Annotated in this window: 16 protein-coding genes; 7 read left to right on the plus strand and 9 right to left on the minus strand. The window is 72.1% G+C overall.

Translation table 11 applies throughout. The features are described from left to right. Positions 1–20: 20 nt before the first annotated feature. On the minus strand, positions 21–890 hold the full coding sequence (locus ACZ4WH_RS11250; RefSeq protein WP_468179016.1) for a LysR substrate-binding domain-containing protein: 870 nt from the start codon (positions 888–890) through the stop codon (positions 21–23). Positions 891–1,060: 170 nt separating this feature from the next. Here ACZ4WH_RS11250 and ACZ4WH_RS11255 point away from each other — a divergent pair, with 170 nt between their 5' ends. After that, the gene (locus ACZ4WH_RS11255) at positions 1,061–2,077 is read left to right on the plus strand and encodes a bile acid:sodium symporter family protein (RefSeq protein ID WP_468179018.1); all 1,017 of its coding nucleotides are present in this window, start codon (positions 1,061–1,063) and stop codon (positions 2,075–2,077) included. Here ACZ4WH_RS11255 and ACZ4WH_RS11260 read toward each other — a convergent pair. Both ACZ4WH_RS11260 and ACZ4WH_RS11265 read right to left on the minus strand, forming a co-directional pair. Next, positions 2,027–3,904, minus strand: a complete 1,878-nt coding sequence (locus ACZ4WH_RS11260) for an exo-alpha-sialidase (RefSeq protein ID WP_468179020.1) — start codon at positions 3,902–3,904, stop codon at positions 2,027–2,029. The genes ACZ4WH_RS11255 and ACZ4WH_RS11260 overlap by 51 nt on opposite strands. 116 nt (positions 3,905–4,020) lie before the next feature. Then, on the minus strand, positions 4,021–4,992 hold the full coding sequence (locus ACZ4WH_RS11265; RefSeq protein ID WP_468179023.1) for a quinone oxidoreductase family protein: 972 nt from the start codon (positions 4,990–4,992) through the stop codon (positions 4,021–4,023). Between the two features lie 129 nt (positions 4,993–5,121). On the opposite strand from ACZ4WH_RS11265, the gene ACZ4WH_RS11270 reads away from it, so the two are divergent. Further along, entirely contained in the window at positions 5,122–5,559 is a 438-nt protein-coding gene (locus ACZ4WH_RS11270; protein WP_468179025.1) for a MarR family winged helix-turn-helix transcriptional regulator, read from the plus strand. Positions 5,560–5,578: 19 nt separating this feature from the next. Beyond that, on the plus strand, positions 5,579–6,100 hold the full coding sequence (locus ACZ4WH_RS11275) for an isochorismatase family protein (RefSeq protein WP_468179027.1): 522 nt from the start codon (positions 5,579–5,581) through the stop codon (positions 6,098–6,100). 183 nt (positions 6,101–6,283) lie between these two features. Here the strand turns inward: ACZ4WH_RS11275 and fdhD are convergent, their stop codons facing one another. The 5 genes from fdhD to ACZ4WH_RS11300 are packed head-to-tail and all read right to left on the minus strand — an operon-like array spanning position 6,284 to position 12,715. Beyond that, complete coding sequence (fdhD, locus tag ACZ4WH_RS11280; RefSeq protein WP_468179029.1) at positions 6,284–7,132, minus strand: formate dehydrogenase accessory sulfurtransferase FdhD; 849 nt, start codon at positions 7,130–7,132, stop codon at positions 6,284–6,286. Between the two features lie 7 nt (positions 7,133–7,139). Next, positions 7,140–8,000, minus strand: a complete 861-nt coding sequence (locus tag ACZ4WH_RS11285) for a 2Fe-2S iron-sulfur cluster-binding protein (RefSeq protein WP_468179031.1) — start codon at positions 7,998–8,000, stop codon at positions 7,140–7,142. Next, the gene (locus ACZ4WH_RS11290; RefSeq protein ID WP_468179033.1) at positions 7,997–9,820 is read right to left on the minus strand and encodes an NADH-ubiquinone oxidoreductase-F iron-sulfur binding region domain-containing protein; all 1,824 of its coding nucleotides are present in this window, start codon (positions 9,818–9,820) and stop codon (positions 7,997–7,999) included. The genes ACZ4WH_RS11285 and ACZ4WH_RS11290 overlap by 4 nt, the downstream gene beginning before the upstream one ends. Positions 9,821–9,827: 7 nt before the next feature. Next, positions 9,828–11,747, minus strand: coding sequence for a molybdopterin oxidoreductase family protein (locus ACZ4WH_RS11295; RefSeq protein ID WP_468179035.1), 1,920 nt, complete (start codon positions 11,745–11,747; stop codon positions 9,828–9,830). Then, positions 11,744–12,715 (minus strand): 2-dehydropantoate 2-reductase, encoded by a 972-nt coding sequence (locus tag ACZ4WH_RS11300; protein WP_468179037.1) that lies wholly within the window; start codon positions 12,713–12,715, stop codon positions 11,744–11,746. Before ACZ4WH_RS11300 ends, ACZ4WH_RS11295 begins: the two co-directional genes overlap by 4 nt. 218 nt (positions 12,716–12,933) lie before the next feature. Between ACZ4WH_RS11300 and ACZ4WH_RS11305 the strand changes: the two genes are divergently transcribed. The 4 genes from ACZ4WH_RS11305 to ACZ4WH_RS11320 all read left to right on the plus strand — a co-directional run bounded on the left by ACZ4WH_RS11305 (position 12,934) and on the right by ACZ4WH_RS11320 (position 16,294). Then, positions 12,934–14,262, plus strand: a complete 1,329-nt coding sequence (locus tag ACZ4WH_RS11305; RefSeq protein WP_468179039.1) for an OFA family MFS transporter — start codon at positions 12,934–12,936, stop codon at positions 14,260–14,262. Continuing rightward, entirely contained in the window at positions 14,237–14,365 is a 129-nt protein-coding gene (locus ACZ4WH_RS11310; RefSeq protein ID WP_258055802.1) for an MFS transporter small subunit, read from the plus strand. Before ACZ4WH_RS11305 ends, ACZ4WH_RS11310 begins: the two co-directional genes overlap by 26 nt. Before the next feature lie 138 nt (positions 14,366–14,503). Then, a complete protein-coding gene (locus tag ACZ4WH_RS11315) occupies positions 14,504–15,451 on the plus strand; it encodes a beta-ketoacyl-ACP synthase III (RefSeq protein WP_468179041.1) in 948 nt (315 codons plus the stop codon). A gap of 165 nt (positions 15,452–15,616) precedes the next feature. Continuing rightward, positions 15,617–16,294, plus strand: coding sequence for a GntR family transcriptional regulator (locus ACZ4WH_RS11320; RefSeq protein ID WP_468179043.1), 678 nt, complete (start codon positions 15,617–15,619; stop codon positions 16,292–16,294). A gap of 274 nt (positions 16,295–16,568) precedes the next feature. On the opposite strand, the gene ACZ4WH_RS11325 is transcribed toward ACZ4WH_RS11320, so the two are convergent. Further along, positions 16,569–17,966 carry an OFA family MFS transporter gene (locus ACZ4WH_RS11325; RefSeq protein ID WP_468179045.1) on the minus strand — a complete coding sequence of 466 codons (1,398 nt, stop codon included), beginning with the start codon at positions 17,964–17,966 and terminating at the stop codon, positions 16,569–16,571. Position 17,967: the final 1 nt, after the last annotated feature.

The raw sequence follows: 17,967 nt of genomic DNA on the forward strand, positions 1-17,967 counted from the left end.
TCGGCGCGGGGCCGCCCATGTCAGCCGCTTCTGCGCCGCAGCCGCTCGCCACCCGCCAGGACCGCCGCCGCCAGCGCGTTCGCCGCGCCCTCGGCCGGGCCCCGACGGTGGCCGTGGACGAGGACGAAGTCGACCTTGCCCAGCTCGGGCAGGCCGGCGCGGTCGGGCAGCCGCAACAGGCCCGGCGGGATCAGCCGCCGGGAGTGGGCCATCACCCCGAGGCCGGCGCGGGCCGCGGCGATCAGCCCGTTGAGGCTGCCGCTCGTGCACACGATCCGCCAGTCACGGCCCTGCCGCTCCAGCACTTCCAGCGCACGGGCCCGGGTGATGCCCGGCGCCGGGTACACGATCAGCGGAACGGGCCGGTCGGGTTCCAGACGCAGCCGCTCGGCGCCGATCCACACCAGGTCGTCCCGCCAGACCAGCTCGCCGCGCGGATCCTCCGGGAGCCGCTTGGCCAGCACCAGGTCGAGCTTCCCGGCGGCCAGCTGCTCGTGCAGGGTGCCGGACAGCTCCACCGTCAGCTCCAGGTCGACCTCCGGATGGTCGTAGCGGAAGCCCTCCAGGATCTCCGGCAGACGGGTCAGGACGAAGTCCTCCGAGGCGCCGAAGCGCAGCCGGCCACGCACGCGCGTACCCGTGAAGAACGCCGTCGCCTGCTCGTGCACCTCCAGAATCCGGCGGGCGAACCCCAGCATCGCCTCGCCGTCCTCGGTCAGCTCCACCGAATGGGTGTCCCGGGAGAACAGCTGCCGGCCGGCCGCGTCCTCCAGCCTCCGCACATGCTGGCTGACCGTGGACTGGCGCAGCCCCAGCCGCCGGGCGGCCTGCGTGAAGCTCAGCGTCTGGGCGACCGCCAGGAAGGTGCGCAGCTGCGTCGGTTCGTACACGACACCGAGCCTAGCGCGTCCATCGCGGAACATGATGACAGTCAGAGTGGTATGCGGGATTCCCGATCAACGACCGGAGGAGGACAATCGAGAGGGGCCCCACGGGCCCGGGACCGCACGTCACCCACAGCAATCGGAGCACCGTGAAACGCCTGCGCTGGCCGAGTTGGATGCCGATCGACCCGTACATCCTGCTGCTGCTCGGTACGGTCGGTCTCGCCGCGCTCCTCCCGGCCCGGGGCACCGCCGCCGACGTGACCTCCGGCGCCTCCACGGCCGCGATCGCGTTCCTCTTCTTCCTCTACGGCGCCCGGCTGTCCACCCGCGAGGCGCTCGACGGACTCAAGCACTGGCGGCTCCACGTCACCGTGCTGACCTGCACCTTCGTCGTCTTCCCGGTGTTCGGGCTCGCCGCGCGCGGGCTGGTGCCGGTGCTGCTGACCCAGCCCCTCTACCAGGGCCTGCTCTTCCTGACGCTGGTGCCGTCCACCATCCAGTCGTCCATCGCGTTCACCTCGATCGCCCGGGGCAACGTGCCCGCCGCGATCTGCGCCGGGTCCTTCTCCTCCCTCGCCGGCATCGTCCTCACCCCGCTGCTCGCGGCGGGGCTGCTCGGCGGTGAGGCGGTCGGGTTCTCCGCCGACTCGGTGGTGAAGATCGTGCTCCAGCTGTTGGTGCCGTTCCTCGCCGGGCAGCTGCTGCGGCGCTGGATCGGCGGGTTCGTCACCCGGCACAAGAAGGTCCTGGGACTGGTCGACCGGGGTTCGATCCTGCTGGTCGTCTACACCGCGTTCAGCGAGGGCATGAACCAGGGCATCTGGCACCAGGCCAGCCCCGTACGGCTGGCCGGACTGCTCGCCGTCGAAGCCGTCCTGCTGGCCGTGATGCTGGTGCTGACCTGGTACGGCGCCAAGGCGCTCGGCTTCGGCCGGGAGGACCGGATCGCCATCCAGTTCGCCGGGTCGAAGAAGTCCCTCGCCTCCGGGCTGCCGATGGCGAGCGTCCTGTTCGGCAGCCACGCCTCGCTGGCCGTCCTGCCGCTGATGCTCTTCCACCAGATGCAGCTGATGGTGTGCGCGGTCATCGCCAAGCGGCGCGCCCGTGACCCGGAGGCGACCACGGACGCGCCCGGGGCGTCAGCCGCGCACACGGTTCAGGGGCAGCCACAGCACCGTGTCCTGCGGTGACCGCAGCACCTCCGGATCGGCCGGCTCGGCGTCGGTGAGCGCCCGGTCCCACACACGCACCTCGTCCAGCGCGCCGGTGAAGAAGGCACGGCTGTCCATGCGCTGACCGAGGTGCACACCGAAGGGGGAGTTGCGGCTGACGGAGCCCGCTACGTCGGCGACGGAGGACAGCGCACCGTCGACGGACAGCGACAGCCGGCCCCCGCCGCGCCGGAGTACGGCATGGTGCCACTGGCCGTCGTTGTACGCGGTGTCCGTGCGCACGTACGCGGTCTGCGGCGGGGCGGCCCCGTTCCGCACGGTGATCAGCCCCTGCACCCGGTTGTTCGCCGGCTCTCCGCGCAGCCACACCTGCGGCTGGCTGGTGCCGATCCCGCCCATCCACAGCAACGGCTGCTCCCCGGCCGTCGCCGTGTACCGGAACCACAGCGACACCGTGAAGTCCTTCGTGCCCAGGGGGAGCCCGGTGCGGTACGGCAGGCGTACGGCGTCGTCGGTGCCGTTGAACTCCAGGGCGCTCCCGGACACCCCGTCCGTCTCCTCCGGGTGGCCGAGCACGGCCGCCGGGCGGGCGCGCGGGGCGAGGTCGGCGGTGACCGGATCGGGGCCGCGGCGCGGCGCCGGCCAGTCCTCGCTGAAGCGGGCGAAGCGGATCTCGTCGCGGGCGTCCACCGCGCCGCCCTCGTACATCAGGCCGACCGTGCCGGAGCCGGCGCGCACCAGGTCGGAGTAGCCGGACCAGTCCGTGGTGACGACCGTGCCGCGGTCGACGCTGTCCCAGGTCCGGCCGCCGTCGTAGGAGGAGCGGATCATCATCGTGCGGCGCCGGTCGGGGTCGCCGGGGCAGGCGAGCAGGAGGCGGTCGCCCAGGCGCAGCAGCGACCCCTGCACCTGCGGGGTGTACAGATCCGGCAGGTCGCGGAAGGGCGCGGTGAAGCTGCCGCCGCCGTCGCGGCTGACGGCCTGGGTGCGGTGGCCGAGGTCGGTGCCGTCCTGCTCCCGGCCGCTGACCAGGACCGAGCCGTCGCCGCGCTCGGCGAGGGTGAGTTCGGAGGGCTTCTGCCGGAAGGTGCCGTCGGAGGCGATGGGCCAGGTGTCGGTGGCGCCGATCCGCCAGTGCCCGCCGTGGTCGTCGCTGACGATCAGGGCCGCGTGGTTGGCGGTGACCCTGCCGCCGTCCCAGGTCTCGGTGTTGACCCCGAACACCAGGCGCCCGGCGTACCGGCCGCGGGTGAGCTGGATGCCGTGCACGGGCCCGGTGGCGTACCAGGAGTTCCAGTGGGCGGGCAGGATCTCGGGGCTGAGATCGCGCGGTGTGGACCAGGTCCGGCCGTCGTCGTCGCTGTACTGAAGATGCGGGGTGCGGTCGCACGGGACCGGGCAACTGCCGCTGTCCGTACGGCCCGTGTTGTACGTCTCCGCCAGCCAGACCCGGCCGGTGTCGCGGTCCACGACCGGGGCCGGGTTGCCGTGGGTGTCGCCCGCGCCCTCGTTGACCACCTGCAACGGGCCCCAGGTGCGCCCACCGTCGGTGGAGCGCTTGAGCACGATGTCGATGTCGGCCGCGTCCCCGCAGTTGCGGACCCGGCCCTCGGCGAACGCCAGCAGGGTGCCGCCGGCCGTTGCGACGACCGCCGGGATGCGGAAGCACGCGTATCCCGGGTCCTGGGCGGCCTTGAACAGCACCTGCTGCTCGAACGCCGGGGAGCCGCCCGCCGGTTGGGCGTGCGCCGGATGAGCGGGCAGGAACGGCAGGAGCAGGCCGGCCGCGGTGAGGGCGGCGGTGGCGAGTGCGGATGCGAGACGGGCGCGAAGACCTGACGGCACGGTGTGACCTGCCCTTCGTCGGCCGGAGTCTGGACATCCGGACATCCCACGTCCAACGTGCGTCCCATGAACGGTAGTTGGGAGTGGCGCGTGTCACAAGAAGCGTGCGCGGGCGGTTACGGGCGCAGCACGACCTTGCCGAGGTTGGCCCGGCTCGTGATCACCTCGTGCGCCGCCGCCGCGTCCTCCAGGGCGAACTCCCCGTGCACGGCGGGCTTCAGGGCGCCCTCGGCGAAGAGCCGCCACAGTTCCTGCCGCCACCGCTCGTACAGCTCCGGCCGGCCACGGGCGATCAGCGCCATCTGGAAGCCGATCACCGACTTGGCCCCCACCAGCAGGTCGTACGCCTGGACGGTGCCGCCGCCGGAGCTGTAGGCGACCAGGCGGCCGTGCGGGGCGAGCGCGGCGAGGGCCGGGGTGAGCAGGTCGCCGCCGACGGCGTCCAGGACGCAGTCGACCGGATCTCCCCAGCTGTCGTCGTCGTACCGTACGCAGTCGTCCGCACCGAGCGTGCGCACGAAGTCCGCCTTCGCCCGACCGGACACGACCTCGGCCTTCTCGGGGCCGGACAGGGCCTCCGCCCTCCCCGGGCCGGACACGGCCCCCAGTACCCGCCCCGCGCCCCGTGCCCGCGCCAGCTGTACCGCGAGATGCCCGACGCCGCTCGCCGCCGCCGTGACGAGGACCGACTCTCCCGGTGCGAGGCGGGCCGCCTCCAGTGCCCCCGACGCCACCAGGCCGCCGCGCACCAGCGCCACCGCGGTCACGGCGTCGGCGCCGTCCGGCACCGGTGAGGCCATGGCCTCGTGCAGTACGGCGTACTCGGCGTACCCGTGCCCGAAACACAGCCCGGTGACCCGGTCGCCGGCGCGGAAGCGGGTCACGCCCTCGCCGGCCGCCACCACCTCGCCCGCGATCTCACCGCCCAGCGGCACCGGCTCCGCGGCCTCGGTCACCTTGCGGACCACCGGCAGGGTGACGCCGACGGCCGCGCAGCGCACCAGCAGCTCGCCGGGGCCGGGCGCGGGGACGGGCACCTCCTCCACGAACAGGGGGCCGCCGGTGGACTCGTACCGGACGCGACGCATCGCAACCTCCAGGGGCCGGGCGCACCCAGCGGGAGAAGTCGTTGGGGACACCGATGAAATCGTTGGGACCCCCAACGGTAGAGGCAGATCCGTTGGGAAGTCCAATGATTCTTCGGCTAGGCTGCCGTCATGGCCGAAGCACCCCTGCCCGCGATCCGCTCCCTGCCCAGCTGGCTGCTCGGCCGGGCCGCCGCGCGGGGCCGCGCCCTGGTCGCCGCCGCCCTCGCGGCGGAAGGGCTGAAGATGTGGCACCACGTCGTCCTCTCCGCCGTCCGCGACCTCGCCCCGGTCGCCCAGGCGGACCTCGGCCGCAGCGTGCGCCTCGACCCCAAGGACGTGGTCGGCATCCTGAACGACCTCCAGTCCGCCGGCCTGGTCGAGCGCGCCCCCGACCCCCGCGACCGGCGCAAGAACGCCGTCTCCCTCACCGAGGACGGCGCCCGTCTCCTCGTACGCTGCGAGAAGGCCGCCCGTGAGGCCAACGACGAACTGCTCGCCCCGCTGTCGGCCGCCGAACGCGATCAGTTCATGGGCCTGTTGATCCGGATTTCCGGCACGGACGGCTGACGACGGCTAACGTTCCGTCATGACCGCAGCTCCCGTCCTCGATCCGCAGCGCACCGCCCTCATCCTCGTCGACCTGATGGACCGCATCGTCGCGCTGCCCCTTGAACCCCGCAAAGGCACCGAAGTGCTCGCGGCCGCCGAGGAGTTGGCGGCCGTCTTCCGCCGCGCCGGTGCCCTCGTCGTCCTCGTGCGGGTCGAGCGCGCCGCCGTCGCCGAACAGCCGCCCGGCAGCGGGCTGGTGTCCGGCCTGCGCCACGACGGCGACGTGGAGGTGGTCAAGCGGACACTGGGCGCCTTCCAGGGCACCGGCCTGGACGAGCGGCTGCGCGAACGGGGCATCACCACCCTGGTGCTCGGCGGCATCGCCACCAACCTCGGCGTCGAGTCCACCGCCCGCGCCGCCGCCGACCTCGGCTACGACCTCGTCTTCACCGAGGACGCCATGGCCGCGTTCACAGCGGCCGAGCACGAGGCGTCCGTACGCCTCGACTTCCCGAGACTGGGCACGGTGACCAGGTCGACGGAAATCAGCTTCGCCTGAACAGCCCCCGACGAACGGCAAGGGCCCACCAACTCCCGCTGTCCTTACGCGTCGGCCGCGAAGAGAGCCGCAGGGGGCTGGGGCGCCCCCCGGAGGCGAACGAAGCAAGACCAGCGGGACCCCGCGGGCGCAGGGGGCGCTCCCCGCCGGGCGGGGTCCCGCCGCCGTGCCGCGGGGGGCCGGTCAGCCCTGGGCGGCCGCCTCCCGCAGGGCGATCCGGTCCTGGCCCGCGTACACGTTCATCGAGCTGCCCCGGAGGAAGCCCACCAGGGTCAGCCCCGTCTCGGCGGCCAGGTCCACCGCCAGCGACGACGGCGCCGACACGGCCGCGAGCACCGGGATGCCCGCCATCACCGCCTTCTGCGCCAGCTCGAAGGAGGCCCGGCCGGAGACCATGAGGATCGTCCGGGACAGCGGCAGGGCGTCGTTCTGGAGCGCCCGGCCGACCAGCTTGTCGACCGCGTTGTGCCGGCCCACGTCCTCCCGGGTGTCCAGCAGCTCCCCGTCCTCGCTGAACAGGGCCGCGGCGTGCAGGCCCCCGGTCCGGTCGAACACCCGCTGGGCCGCCCGCAGTCGGTCGGGGAGGCTCGCGAGCAGCTCGGGGGTGATCCGGAGCGGGGGAGTGTCGGCGATCGGCCAGCGCGCGGTCGTACGGACGGCGTCCAGGCTGGCCTTGCCGCACAGCCCGCAGGACGAGGAGGTGTAGACGTTCCGCTCCAGGGTGAAGTCCGGGAGCGTGACGCCCGGCGCGGTCTTCACGTCGACGACGTTGTACGTGTTCGAACCGTCCACCGTGGCCCCGGCGCAGTAGACGATGTTCTGGAGGTCGGACGCCGTGGCCAGCACGCCCTCGCTCACCAGGAAGCCCGCCGCCAGCGCGAAGTCGTCGCCGGGGGTGCGCATGGTGATCGCGAGCGGCTTGCCGTTCAGCCGGATCTCCAGAGGTTCCTCGGCGACGAGCGTGTCCGGCCGGGTGGAGACCGCCCCGTCCCGGATCCGGAGGACCTTGCGTCGTTCCGTGACTCGTCCCATGGTCTGATCAGCCCCGGTTCTGTACGTGCTGGTAGCCGAAACGGCCCTTGATGCAGAGGTTGCCGTGGGTCACCGGGTTGTCGTGCGGTGAGGTGACCTTCACGATCTCATTGTCCTGCACGTGGAGGGTGAGCGTGCAGCCCACCCCGCAGTACGCGCACACCGTGGTCGTCTCCGTCTGGCGTGACTCGTCCCAGTCGCCGGCCGCCCGCAGGTCGAACTCCCGCTTGGCGGACAGGGCCCCGGTCGGGCACACCTCGACGCAGTTGCCGCAGAACACGCAGGCCGAGTCGGTCAGCGGCGCGTCGTGCTCGACGGCGATCCGCGCGTCGAAACCGCGCCCGACGACCGAGATCGCGAAGGTGTTCTGCCACTGGTCGCCACAGGCGTCGACGCACTTGTAGCAGAGGATGCACTTGGCGTAGTCGCGCACGTACAGCTCGTTGTCGATCTTCGGCTCGTCGTTCAGGCGGGCCGCGTCGGGGCCGAAACGGTCCGGCTTCGCCTCGTACTCCTTGATCCACTCGGCGGCCCGGGGCGTGGTCGACAGGTCGGCCGAGGAGGCGAGCAGCTCCAGGACGATCTTCCGGCTGTGCCGGACGCGCTCGGTGTCCGTGCGCACCTCCATGCCGGGCTCGGCCCGGCGCGAGCAGGCCGGCACCAGCGTCCGCGACCCCTCGACCTCCACCACGCACACCCGGCAGGCGTTCTTCGGGCGCAGTGTGTCGCCCTGGCACAGCGTCGGCACGTCCTTGCCCGCGGCCCGGCAGGCGTCGAGGACGGTGCCGCCCTCGGGAACCCGGGCCTCCTGCCCGTCGAGCGTGAACTCGACCAGCCGGCGCGGCACCCCGATCGGTATCGCGGTCATGTGTAGGCCCCCAGACGGTCGATGGCGGATTCCACGGCGTTCCACGCGGTCTGTCCCAGACCGCAGATCGAGGCGTCCCGCATCGCCCGGCCGACCTCCCGCAGCAGGGCGATGTCGTCGGCGGCACCGGCTCCGGTGCGGTCCGCGATCCGGTGCAGCGCCTCCTCCTGGCGCACGGTGCCGACCCGGCAGGGCACGCACTGGCCGCAGGACTCCTCCCGGAAGAACCGCGCGATGCGCAGCAGCAGCCGGGGGAGCGGCACGGTGTCGTCGAAGGCCATCACCACCCCCGAGCCCAGCGTGGTGCCCGCCTCCCGGGTGCCTTCGAAGGTGAGCGGCAGATCCAGCTCGTCGGGCCGTACGAACCCGCCGGCCGCCCCGCCGAGGAGGACCGCCCGCAGCCCCGAGCGCACCCCGGCCAGGCTCAGCAGCTCGCCCAGCGTCGCGCCGAACGGCAGCTCGTAGACCCCGGGCCGGTCCACACTGCCGGAGACGCAGAACAGCTTCGGCCCGGTGGAGCGCGCCGTGCCGATCGCCGCGTACGCCGGGGCGCCCATGGTCAGGATCGGCAGGACGTTGACCAGCGTCTCCACGTTGTTCTCGGCGGTGGGCTTACCGAACAGGCCCTTCTCCACGGGGAAGGGCGGTTTGCTGCGGGGCTCGCCGCGGTGGCCCTCGATGGAGTTGAACAGGGCCGTCTCCTCGCCGCAGATGTAGGCGCCGGCGCCGCGCCGGATCTCGATGTCCAGGCGGTAGCCCTGGCCGAGGATGTCGTCGCCGAGCAGACCGCGGGCGCGGGCCTGGTCGATCGCGTTCTGGACCCGGCGGACCGCGCGCGGGTACTCACCGCGGATGTAGACGAAGGCCCGGTGCGCGGAGATCGCGTACGACGCGATGGTGATCGCCTCCACGAGCGCGAACGGATCGCCCTCCATCAGCACCCGGTCCTTGAAGGTCCCGGGCTCCGACTCGTCGGCGTTGCACACCAGATAGTGCGGGTGGTCCGGCTGGGACGCCGTGGCCTGCCACTTGCGGCCGGTGGGGAAGGCGGCGCCGCCGCGTCCGACCAGGCCCGAGTCGGTCACCTCCCGGATCACCCCGGCCGGGCCGAGCGCGAAGGCCCGGCGCAGGGCCGTGTATCCGCCGTGCGCCCGGTAGTCGTCCAGCGAGGACGGGTCGACGACGCCGACCCGGCGCAGCAGCGTCAGCGAGGGGTCTCCCGCCTGCGGCACCGCCGCCACGGCCCGCGGTTCCTCGGGCGCCGCGTCCGGCGCGCTCGCCGCGTCGACGGCCTCCGCGACGGACGCGGGCGCCGACACCGCCGTACGCACCGGGTCGCCCGCCCGGATCGCGAGCGCGGCCGGGGCGCGTTCGCACAGGCCGAGGCAGGGGCCGCGCTCGACGGTCACCCCGCTGCCGGGGCCGAGCCGCGCCTCGATCCCGGCGCACACCTCCTCGGCACCGGCGGCCATGCAGGCCAGGTCGGTGCAGACGTGCAGGACCGTCGCGGGGCGCGGCCGGACGGAGAACATGGCGTAGAAGGTGGCCACCCCGTACGCCTCGGCCGGTGGCACGGTCAGCCTGCGGCACAGATAGCCGAGGCCGCCCTCGCTGATCCAGCCGACGCGGTCGTTGAGGGCGTGCAGCCCCGGCAGCAGCAGATCGCGCCGGTCGCGGGCCGCCCGGCCGCCGCGCGCCCACCGCAGGTCGGCGTCGGTGCGGTCGGCGCCCTCCCAGGCGGATTCCGGGGGGCCCAACAGCGCGTCCACGGCGGCGCGTTCCTCGTCCGTCGGTTTGCTGTCGCCGAAGTGCAGGTCCACGGGTGGGTCACCTCACATAGGTCACTGCGGGCAGCTTCTCGATCCGGATCGCCGACGCCTTGAACTCGGCCGTCCCGGCGATCGGGCAGTTCGCCTCGATGGTCAGCTGGTTGGTGTCGACCTCGTCGGGAAAGTGCATGGTCATGAAGGCGAGGCCGGGGCGCAGGGCCGTGTCGATCCAGACGGGGGCCACGACCGAACCCCGCCGTGAGGACACCCGCACCTCCTCGCCGACGACGACCCCGTACCGCTCGGCGTCCTCCGGGCACAGCTCGACGTACTCGCCGCGCCGCAGCGGGGAGGCGAAACCACCGCTCTGCACACCGGTGTTGTAGGAGTCCAGCCGCCGGCCGGTGGTGAGCCGGATCGGGTACTCCTCGTCGGTGAGGTCCACCGGCGGATCGTGCTGCACCAGCCCGAACGGCGCCGGCCTGCCCCGGTTTCCGGGGTCCGGCTCCCACAGCCTGCCGTGCAGGAAGGGAGGTTCGAGCTGTTCGGTGCTCGGGCAGGGCCACTGGATGCCCTGGTGCTCCTCCAGCCGGCGGTACGTCATCCCGTAGTGGTCCGGGGACACCGACCGCAGCTCGTTCCACACGGCCTCCGCGTCGGCGTACTTCCAGTCGTGGCCCAGCCGGGCGGCGAGTTCGCAGATGATGTCGATGTCCTCGCGGGCCTCACCGGGCGGGGTGACGGCCCGTCGCACCCGCTGCACGCGCCGCTCGCTGTTGGTGGTGGTGCCCTCGGTCTCCGCCCAGCCGGCGGTGGCGGGCAGGACGACGTCCGCCAGCTCGGCGGTCTTCGTGAGGAAGATGTCCTGGACGACGAGGAAGTCCAGTGCCCTCAGGCGGCGTACGGCCTGCTCGCTGTCGGCCTCCGACTGGGCCGGGTTCTCCCCGACGCAGTACACCGCGCGCAGCCTGCCGTCCTCCATCGCCTCGAACATCTCCGTCAGGTTCAGCCCGTAGTGCGGCTGGATGACGGTGTGCCAGGCCGACTCGAACTTCAGCCGGACGTCCGCGTCGAGGATGTCCTGGAAGCCGGGCAGCCGGTTGGGGATGGCACCCATGTCGCCGCCGCCCTGCACGTTGTTCTGCCCGCGCAGCGGCTGGAGCCCGGAGCCGTAGCGGCCGACATGGCCGGTGAGCAGGGAGAGGTTGATCAGCGCGCGGACGTTGTCGGTGCCGTTGTGGTGCTCGGTGATGCCGAGGGTCCAGCACAGCTGGGCGCGCTCGGCGCGGGCGTAGGCGTGCGCCAGTTCCCGGACGGCGCGGGCCGGTACGCCGGTCACCTTCTCGGCGAGGGAGAGCGTCCACGGCTCGACCAGCTTGCGGTACTCCTCGAAGCCGGTGGTCGCCCGCTCGACGAACGCCTCGTTCACCAGCCCGGCGTGGATGATCTCCCGGCCGATCGCGTGCGCCATCGGGATGTCGGTGCCGACGTTCAGCCCGAGCCAGCTCTCCGCCCACTCGGCGGTGGAGGTCCGGCGCGGGTCGACGGCGTACATCCGGGCGCCGTTCCGGATGCCCTTCAGCACGTGCTGGAAGAAGATCGGGTGCGCGAAGCGGGCGTTGGAGCCCCACATCACGATGACGTCGGTGTGCTCGATCTCCTCGTACGACGAGGTGCCGCCGCCCGAGCCGAACGCGGCCGAAAGCCCCGCGACACTGGGCGCGTGACACGTCCGGTTGCAGGAGTCGACGTTGTTGGTGCCCATCACGACCCGCGCGAACTTCTGCGCCACGTAGTTCATCTCGTTCGTGGCCCGGGCGCAGGAGAACATCCCGAACGCGTCCCGGTTGCGCTCCAGGCCCCGGGCGGCGCGGTCCAGCGCCTCCTCCCAACTCGCCTCCCGGAACGGCTCGTCACGACAGTCGCGCACCAGGGGGCGCGTCAGCCGGGTGTAGGTCTTCGGTTGCCGGTTCCTCATGCGGCACTCCTCAGCGCGAGCAGGTCGGAGATGGCGTGCACGGTGCGCAGGGTGGGCACCTCCACGCCGGTGATCTCCGCGAGTTCGACCACGGCGGCGAGCAGCACGTCCAGCTCCAGCGGCTTGCCGCGTTCCAGGTCCTGGAGGGTGGAGGTGCGGTGGTCGCCGACGCGTTCGGCACCGGCGAGCCGGCGCTCGATGGAGACGCCCACCTCGCAGCCGAGGGCCTCGGCGACGGAGAGCGTCTCGCGCATCATCGTCTCGATGACCCGGCGGGTGCCGCCGTGCCGGCACATCTGCCGCATGGTGGCCCGGGCCAGGGCGCTGATCGGGTTGAAGGAGATGTTCCCGAGCAGCTTGAGCCAGATGTCGTTGCGCAGATCCGGCTCCACCGGGCACTTCAGCCCGCCGGCCTGCATCGCCCCGCTCAGTTCCAGGCAGCGCGCCGAGATGCTGCGGTCGGGCTCGCCGAGGGAGAACCTGGTGCCCTCCACGTGGCGCACCAGGCCGGGTGCCTGGAGTTCCGTCGCCGCGTAGACGACGCAGCCGACGGCCCGTTCGGGGGCGAGGACGGCGCTGACGGCGCCGCCCGGGTCGACGCTCTCCAGGCGGTGGCCGTCGTGGGGGCCGCCGTGCCGGTGGAAGTACCACCAGGGGATGCCGTTCTGCGCGGCCACCACCGTGGTGCGTTCGTGCAGCAGGGGTGCGATCAGCGGCCCGCACGCCGCGTACGCGGTGGCCTTCAGGCCCAGGAAGACATGGTCGACCGGGCCGACCTCGGCCGGGTCGTCGGTGGCATGGGGGTGCGCGGTGAAGTCGCCGCGCGGGCTGACCACCCGGACGCCGTGCCGCCTCATGGCCGCGAGATGCGGTCCACGGGCGATGAGGTGCACGTCGGCACCGGCGCGGTGGAGCGCGGCACCGACGTAGGCGCCGATGGCACCGGCGCCGAGAACTGCGACTTTCACAAGGACGCTCCGTTCGGTTTGAGGGATACCGCGGAGGTGAGGACAGAAGCCGGCGGACACGTCGGCTGAATCCTGTCGACGAAATATTGTCTACAGTATGGAGTTGGCGTCAGCAAGGGTTCGCGCGGCGACCGTTGAGCGCAGCCCGCATACCGTTCACCGCATACGGTCGACGGCCGCCTTCTCAACTCCCCTGACCGGCCCTACCGTCCGGCGTCATGAGCAGCCCCCCTGTCGCACCCCCGGGCTGGAGCCGCTGGCTCGTCCCGCCCGCCGCCCTCTCCGTCCACCTCTCCATCGGCCAGGCCTACGCCTGGAGCGTCTTCAAGCCGCCGCTCGAATCCGCGCTGGGCCTCGACGGCACCCAGAGCGCGCTGCCCTTCCAGCTGGCGATCGTGATGCTCGGGCTGTCGGCCGCCTTCGGCGGCACTCTCGTCGAGCGCAACGGGCCGCGCTGGGCGATGACCGTGGCCCTCGTCTGCTTCTCCTCCGGCTTCCTGATCTCCGCGCTCGGCGCGGGGACGAAGCAGTACTGGCTGATCGTCCTCGGCTACGGCTTCGTCGGCGGGATCGGCCTCGGCATCGGCTACATCTCGCCCGTCTCCACCCTGATCAAGTGGTTCCCGGACCGGCCGGGCATGGCCACCGGCATCGCCATCATGGGCTTCGGCGGCGGCGCGCTGATCGCCTCGCCGTGGTCGGCCCAGATGCTCGAATCCTTCGGTTCCGACAACGACGGCATCGCCCTCGCCTTCCTGGTGCACGGGCTGTCGTACGCCGCCTTCATGACCCTCGGTGTCCTCCTGGTCCGGGTGCCGCGCACCGAGAAGCCGGTCGAGGGCGGGCCGAGCGCCGTCGAGGGCGTCCAGGTCTCCGCCCGCAGCGCCGTGCGCACCCCGCAGTTCTGGTGCCTGTGGGTCGTGCTGTGCATGAACGTGACCGCCGGCATCGGCATCCTGGAGAAGGCCGCGCCGATGATCACGGACTTCTTCGCCGACAGCTCCACCCCCGTGTCGGCCTCGGCGGCGGCCGGCTTCGTCGCGCTGCTGTCGGCCGCCAACATGGCCGGCCGCATCGGCTGGTCCTCCACCTCCGACAGAGTCGGCCGCAAGAACATCTACCGCGTCTACCTCGGCGTCGGCGCGCTGATGTACCTGCTGATCGCGCTGTTCGGGGACACGTCGAAACCGCTGTTCGTGCTGTGCGCGCTGGTGATCCTCTCCTTCTACGGCGGCGGCTTCGCGACGATCCCCGCCTATCTGAAGGACCTCTTCGGCACCTACCAGGTCGGTGCCATCCACGGCCGGCTGCTGACCGCCTGGTCCACGGCCGGCGTGCTCGGGCCGCTGATCGTCAACTGGATCGCCGACCGGCAGGAGGCGGCCGGCAAGCACGGCTCCTCGCTGTACGGACTGTCGTTCGGCATCATGATCGGCCTGCTCGTCGTCGGCTTCGTCGCGGGCGAACTGGTCCGTCCCGTCCACCCCCGCCACCACGTCCCCGCCCCGAAGGAGGCCGCAGATGCCCAGCGACAGCAGCCCGCCTAGCCGAAGGGGCCTGATCGCCTTCGCCTGGCTGTGGGTGGGAACACCCCTCGCCTACGGCCTGTACGAGCTGGTGCGGAAGGCGACACAGCTGTTCACCGGGTGAAAGGTCGGGCGTCCGAGGGCCTGAGGGAAGCCGACAACCCGGGCGCCCGATTCCTGTGACTTCACCTGCCGTCGTACTCGCGAGTCACTGATCAGACTGGTGGATCCCGCTACCCACGGCACGAGGGGATACCCCGGCATGAACGGCTCGCGCATCGCCGCCATCGGTCACTACCAGCCCGCCAAGGTGCTCACCAACGACGACCTGGCGGGCATGGTCGACACCAGTGACGCGTGGATCCGCAGCCGGGTGGGCATCCGGACCCGGCACATCGCCGGCCCCGACGAGCCGGTCGACGAGCTGGCCGCGCACGCCGCCGCCAAGGCCCTCGCCGCGGCCGGACTCGCCCCCCACGACATCGACCTGGTGCTGGTGGCCACGTCCACCGCGATCGACCGCTCCCCGAACACCGCCGCCCGGGTGGCCGCCCGCCTCGGCATCCCGCGGCCGGCCGCTATGGACGTCAACGTCGTCTGCGCCGGCTTCACCCACGCCCTCGCCACCGCCGACCACACCGTCCGGGCGGGCGCCGCGGCCCGGGCGCTCGTCATCGGCGCCGACAAGATGTCCGACGTCACCGACTGGACCGACCGCAGCACCTGCGTCCTCGTCGGCGACGGCGCCGGGGCGGCCGTGGTGGAGGCGTGCGGGTCCGGCCGGGAGCCCGGGATCGGGCCGGTGCTGTGGGGATCGGTGCCCGAGATGGGGCACGCCGTGCGGATCGAGGGCACGCCGCCGCGGTTCGCGCAGGAGGGGCAGAGCGTCTACCGCTGGGCCACCACCCAGCTGCCGGCCATCGCCCGCCAGGCCTGCGAGAAGGCCGGGGTGGCCCCCGAGGAGCTGGCCGGGGTGGTGCTGCACCAGGCCAACCTGCGGATCATCGAGCCGCTGGCCGAGAAGCTCGGGGCCGTCAACGCGGTGGTCGCCCGCGACGTCACTGAGTCCGGCAACACCTCGGCCGCCAGCATTCCGCTCGCCTTCTCCAAGCTGGCCGAACGGGGGGCGCTCAGCACGGGCGATCCGGTGCTGCTGTTCGGTTTCGGCGGCAATCTGTCGTACGCCGGGCAGGTCGTGCGGTGCCCATAGGAGCCGTAAGGGGCTCAGTTGCGTACTCGGCCGGATTCCTGCGTGCTTCCGTACGCCTGGTGATGAATACTGTGCACCGTACACTGTAGACGAAAGACAATTGATACTGAGCTGACAGTGAGTGTCCAGCGCCCACGCGTCTGACCTGCCCAGGAGGGGACCGCGATGTTGTCGACCGGACTGCCCCAGGGGGCGGTGCCCAAGCTGGAACGGCCCGGCCCGCTGCGTGAGCGCGTCTACGAGGCGCTGCTGGAACTGATCACCACCCGTGCTCTGCAACCCGGCCAGCACCTGGTGGAGAGCGAACTCGCCGGGCATCTCGGCGTCTCCCGGCAGCCCGTGCGCGAGGCGCTCCAGCGGCTGAACACCGAGGGATGGGTCGATCTGCGGCCCGCCCAGGGCGCGTTCGTGCACGAGCCGACCGAGGAGGAGGCCGACCAGCTGCTCACGGTTCGCACCCTGCTGGAGGCGGAGGCAGCCCGGCTGGCCGCCGCGCACGCGGACAGCGCGGGCATCGCCGTGCTGGAGGAGCTGTGCGCCGAGGGCGAGAAGGCGGTGGCGGCCGAGGACGTGGACCGCGCGGTCGCCCTCAACGCGGCCTTCCACGCCAAGGTGATGGAGCTGGCCGGCAACACCGTCCTCGCCGGACTCGCCGCCCAGGTCGACCGACGGGTCCGCTGGTACTACACGCCGGTGGCCCGGCAGCGCGGCCGGCAGTCGTGGCGCGAGCACCGCGAACTGATCACCGCGATCGCCGCCCGTGACGAGCAGCGCGCCACCCAGCTGATGCGCGAACACACCGAGCACACCCGGCGTTCGTACCACGAGCGGAACGCGACCTGACCGACGCCTCCGCGGAGGGCCGGCCGTGCTCGTGCCCGGGGGGAGGCGCCCTGGTCGACGGCCTCCGGACAGCCGGCCGCACGGGGTGTCCGCGAGCCGCGTCGCAGCCGCCACGCGGTGAGGGTGCGACCGGCCCGGGCCGGACGGGGGCGCGGTGAGCCGGCACCACCCTCACGGGGAACACCCGGGCCGACGCGAAGGACCCCCTCCCCGACCGACGAGCGGGTCGGGGAGGGGGAACACCGGTTGCGCCGTGCGGAGCGGGAGCGGGCGGTCAGGTGGCCGGGTGCGGCTTCGCGGCCGGTACGGCCTCGTCACCGCCGGTGCGGCCCGGCTGGCGCAGCAGCAGCGCGAGCGCCGCCGCCACCATCGAGACGCCGCCGGCCAGCGCGTAGGCGCCGTTGTAGCCCCAGGCGCCGACCACCATGGAGCCGAGGCCGCCGCCGAACAGGCCACTGACCAGCTTGCCGCTGTACACCAGGCCGTAGTTCGTGGCGTTGTAGTTCTCGCCGAAGTAGTCCGGGGTCAGCGCGGCGAACATCGGGTAGAAGGCGCCGCCGCCGAAGCCGGAGAGGAAGGCGAAGAACAGGAACAGCCACTCGCTCCTGACGTCACCGGCCCAGATCACACCGAACTGGGCGAGCCCGAGGACGACGATGACGAAGACGAGGGTCGCCTTGCGCCCCCAGTGGTCCGACAGCCAGCCCACGACACCGCGGCCGATGCCGTTGATGACCGCCATCACGCCCATCGAGGACGCCGCGACCAGCGGGCCGAAGCCCACCTCCTTGGCGAAGTCGACCTGGAAGGAGATCCCGAAGATCGACACGCCGGCGGTCATCACGACGGAGATCCACATCAGGGGCAGCATCCCGGTGCGGATGGCCTCCTTGGGCGTGAACTGCCGTACCGCCGGCGGGTTCTTGGCGAGCGAGCGGGCGTTCTTGCTGTCGCCGGAGAAGGAGAGCGGGTCGATGTCCGCCGGCCACCAGTTCTTCGGCGGGTCCTTGAAGAAGAACGCCGAGGCGAACACGACGATCATCACGTAGACGCCGATGAGGTCCAGGACCCGGTGGTAGTTCTCCGTGTCGAAGGCGTAGTTGAAGATGAAGATGAACGGCAGCGAGCCGTACGCGAAGCCGCCGTTGACGAAGCCCGTGCGGGCGCCGCGCCGTTCGGGGAACCATTTGCCGACCATGTTGATGCACGTCGCGTACACCAGCCCGGCGCCGACGCCGCCGATCACGCCGAAGCCGATGATCGCCAGCCACACGTCGTCCAGATGCGACAGGGCCAGGAATCCGACCAGGCACAGGCCCGATCCGGTGTACATCGCACGGCGGGCGGTCAGGATGCCCTTCTCGCGCAGCCAGCCCGCCGGGAAGGCGATGCCGGCCTGGAAGAACACCCAGACGCTGAGGATCCAGAAGGTGTTGGACTGGGTCCAGCCGTGCGCGTGCGAGAGGGTGTCCTCCGCGGAGCCGTACGCGTACTCGAAGACGCTGATCGCCATCATGGCGAGCCACGGCAGGTAGACCATGAGCTTGCGGGAGTGGCCGAGGATGTCCCGGTCGGTCTCGCCCATGCGGTAGACGCGGCCGTGCGAGTCGGTCACCTCGCGATAGGGACGTGGTGCGGCGTGCAGGTCGGCCGAGAGTGGATCTGCCGTCATG

The sequence above is a fragment of the Streptomyces sp. NPDC029138 genome, assembly GCF_055564375.1.

Bases quoted from the DNA above. Each gene is read 5' to 3' on its own strand.
- ACZ4WH_RS11255 (WP_468179018.1), top strand. From the start codon at position 1,061: ATGCCGATCGACCCGTACATCCTGCTGCTGCTCGGTACGGTCGGTCTC.
- ACZ4WH_RS11265 (WP_468179023.1), bottom strand. From the start codon at position 4,992: ATGCGTCGCGTCCGGTACGAGTCCACCGGCGGCCCCCTGTTCGTGGAG.
- ACZ4WH_RS11270 (WP_468179025.1), top strand. From the start codon at position 5,122: ATGGCCGAAGCACCCCTGCCCGCGATCCGCTCCCTGCCCAGCTGGCTG.
- ACZ4WH_RS11275 (WP_468179027.1), top strand. From the start codon at position 5,579: ATGACCGCAGCTCCCGTCCTCGATCCGCAGCGCACCGCCCTCATCCTC.
- fdhD (WP_468179029.1), bottom strand. From the start codon at position 7,132: ATGGGACGAGTCACGGAACGACGCAAGGTCCTCCGGATCCGGGACGGG.
- ACZ4WH_RS11285 (WP_468179031.1), bottom strand. From the start codon at position 8,000: ATGACCGCGATACCGATCGGGGTGCCGCGCCGGCTGGTCGAGTTCACG.
- ACZ4WH_RS11295 (WP_468179035.1), bottom strand. From the start codon at position 11,747: ATGAGGAACCGGCAACCGAAGACCTACACCCGGCTGACGCGCCCCCTG.
- ACZ4WH_RS11305 (WP_468179039.1), top strand. From the start codon at position 12,934: ATGAGCAGCCCCCCTGTCGCACCCCCGGGCTGGAGCCGCTGGCTCGTC.
- ACZ4WH_RS11310 (WP_258055802.1), top strand. From the start codon at position 14,237: ATGCCCAGCGACAGCAGCCCGCCTAGCCGAAGGGGCCTGATCGCCTTC.
- ACZ4WH_RS11315 (WP_468179041.1), top strand. From the start codon at position 14,504: ATGAACGGCTCGCGCATCGCCGCCATCGGTCACTACCAGCCCGCCAAG.
- ACZ4WH_RS11320 (WP_468179043.1), top strand. From the start codon at position 15,617: ATGTTGTCGACCGGACTGCCCCAGGGGGCGGTGCCCAAGCTGGAACGG.
- ACZ4WH_RS11325 (WP_468179045.1), bottom strand. From the start codon at position 17,966: ATGACGGCAGATCCACTCTCGGCCGACCTGCACGCCGCACCACGTCCC.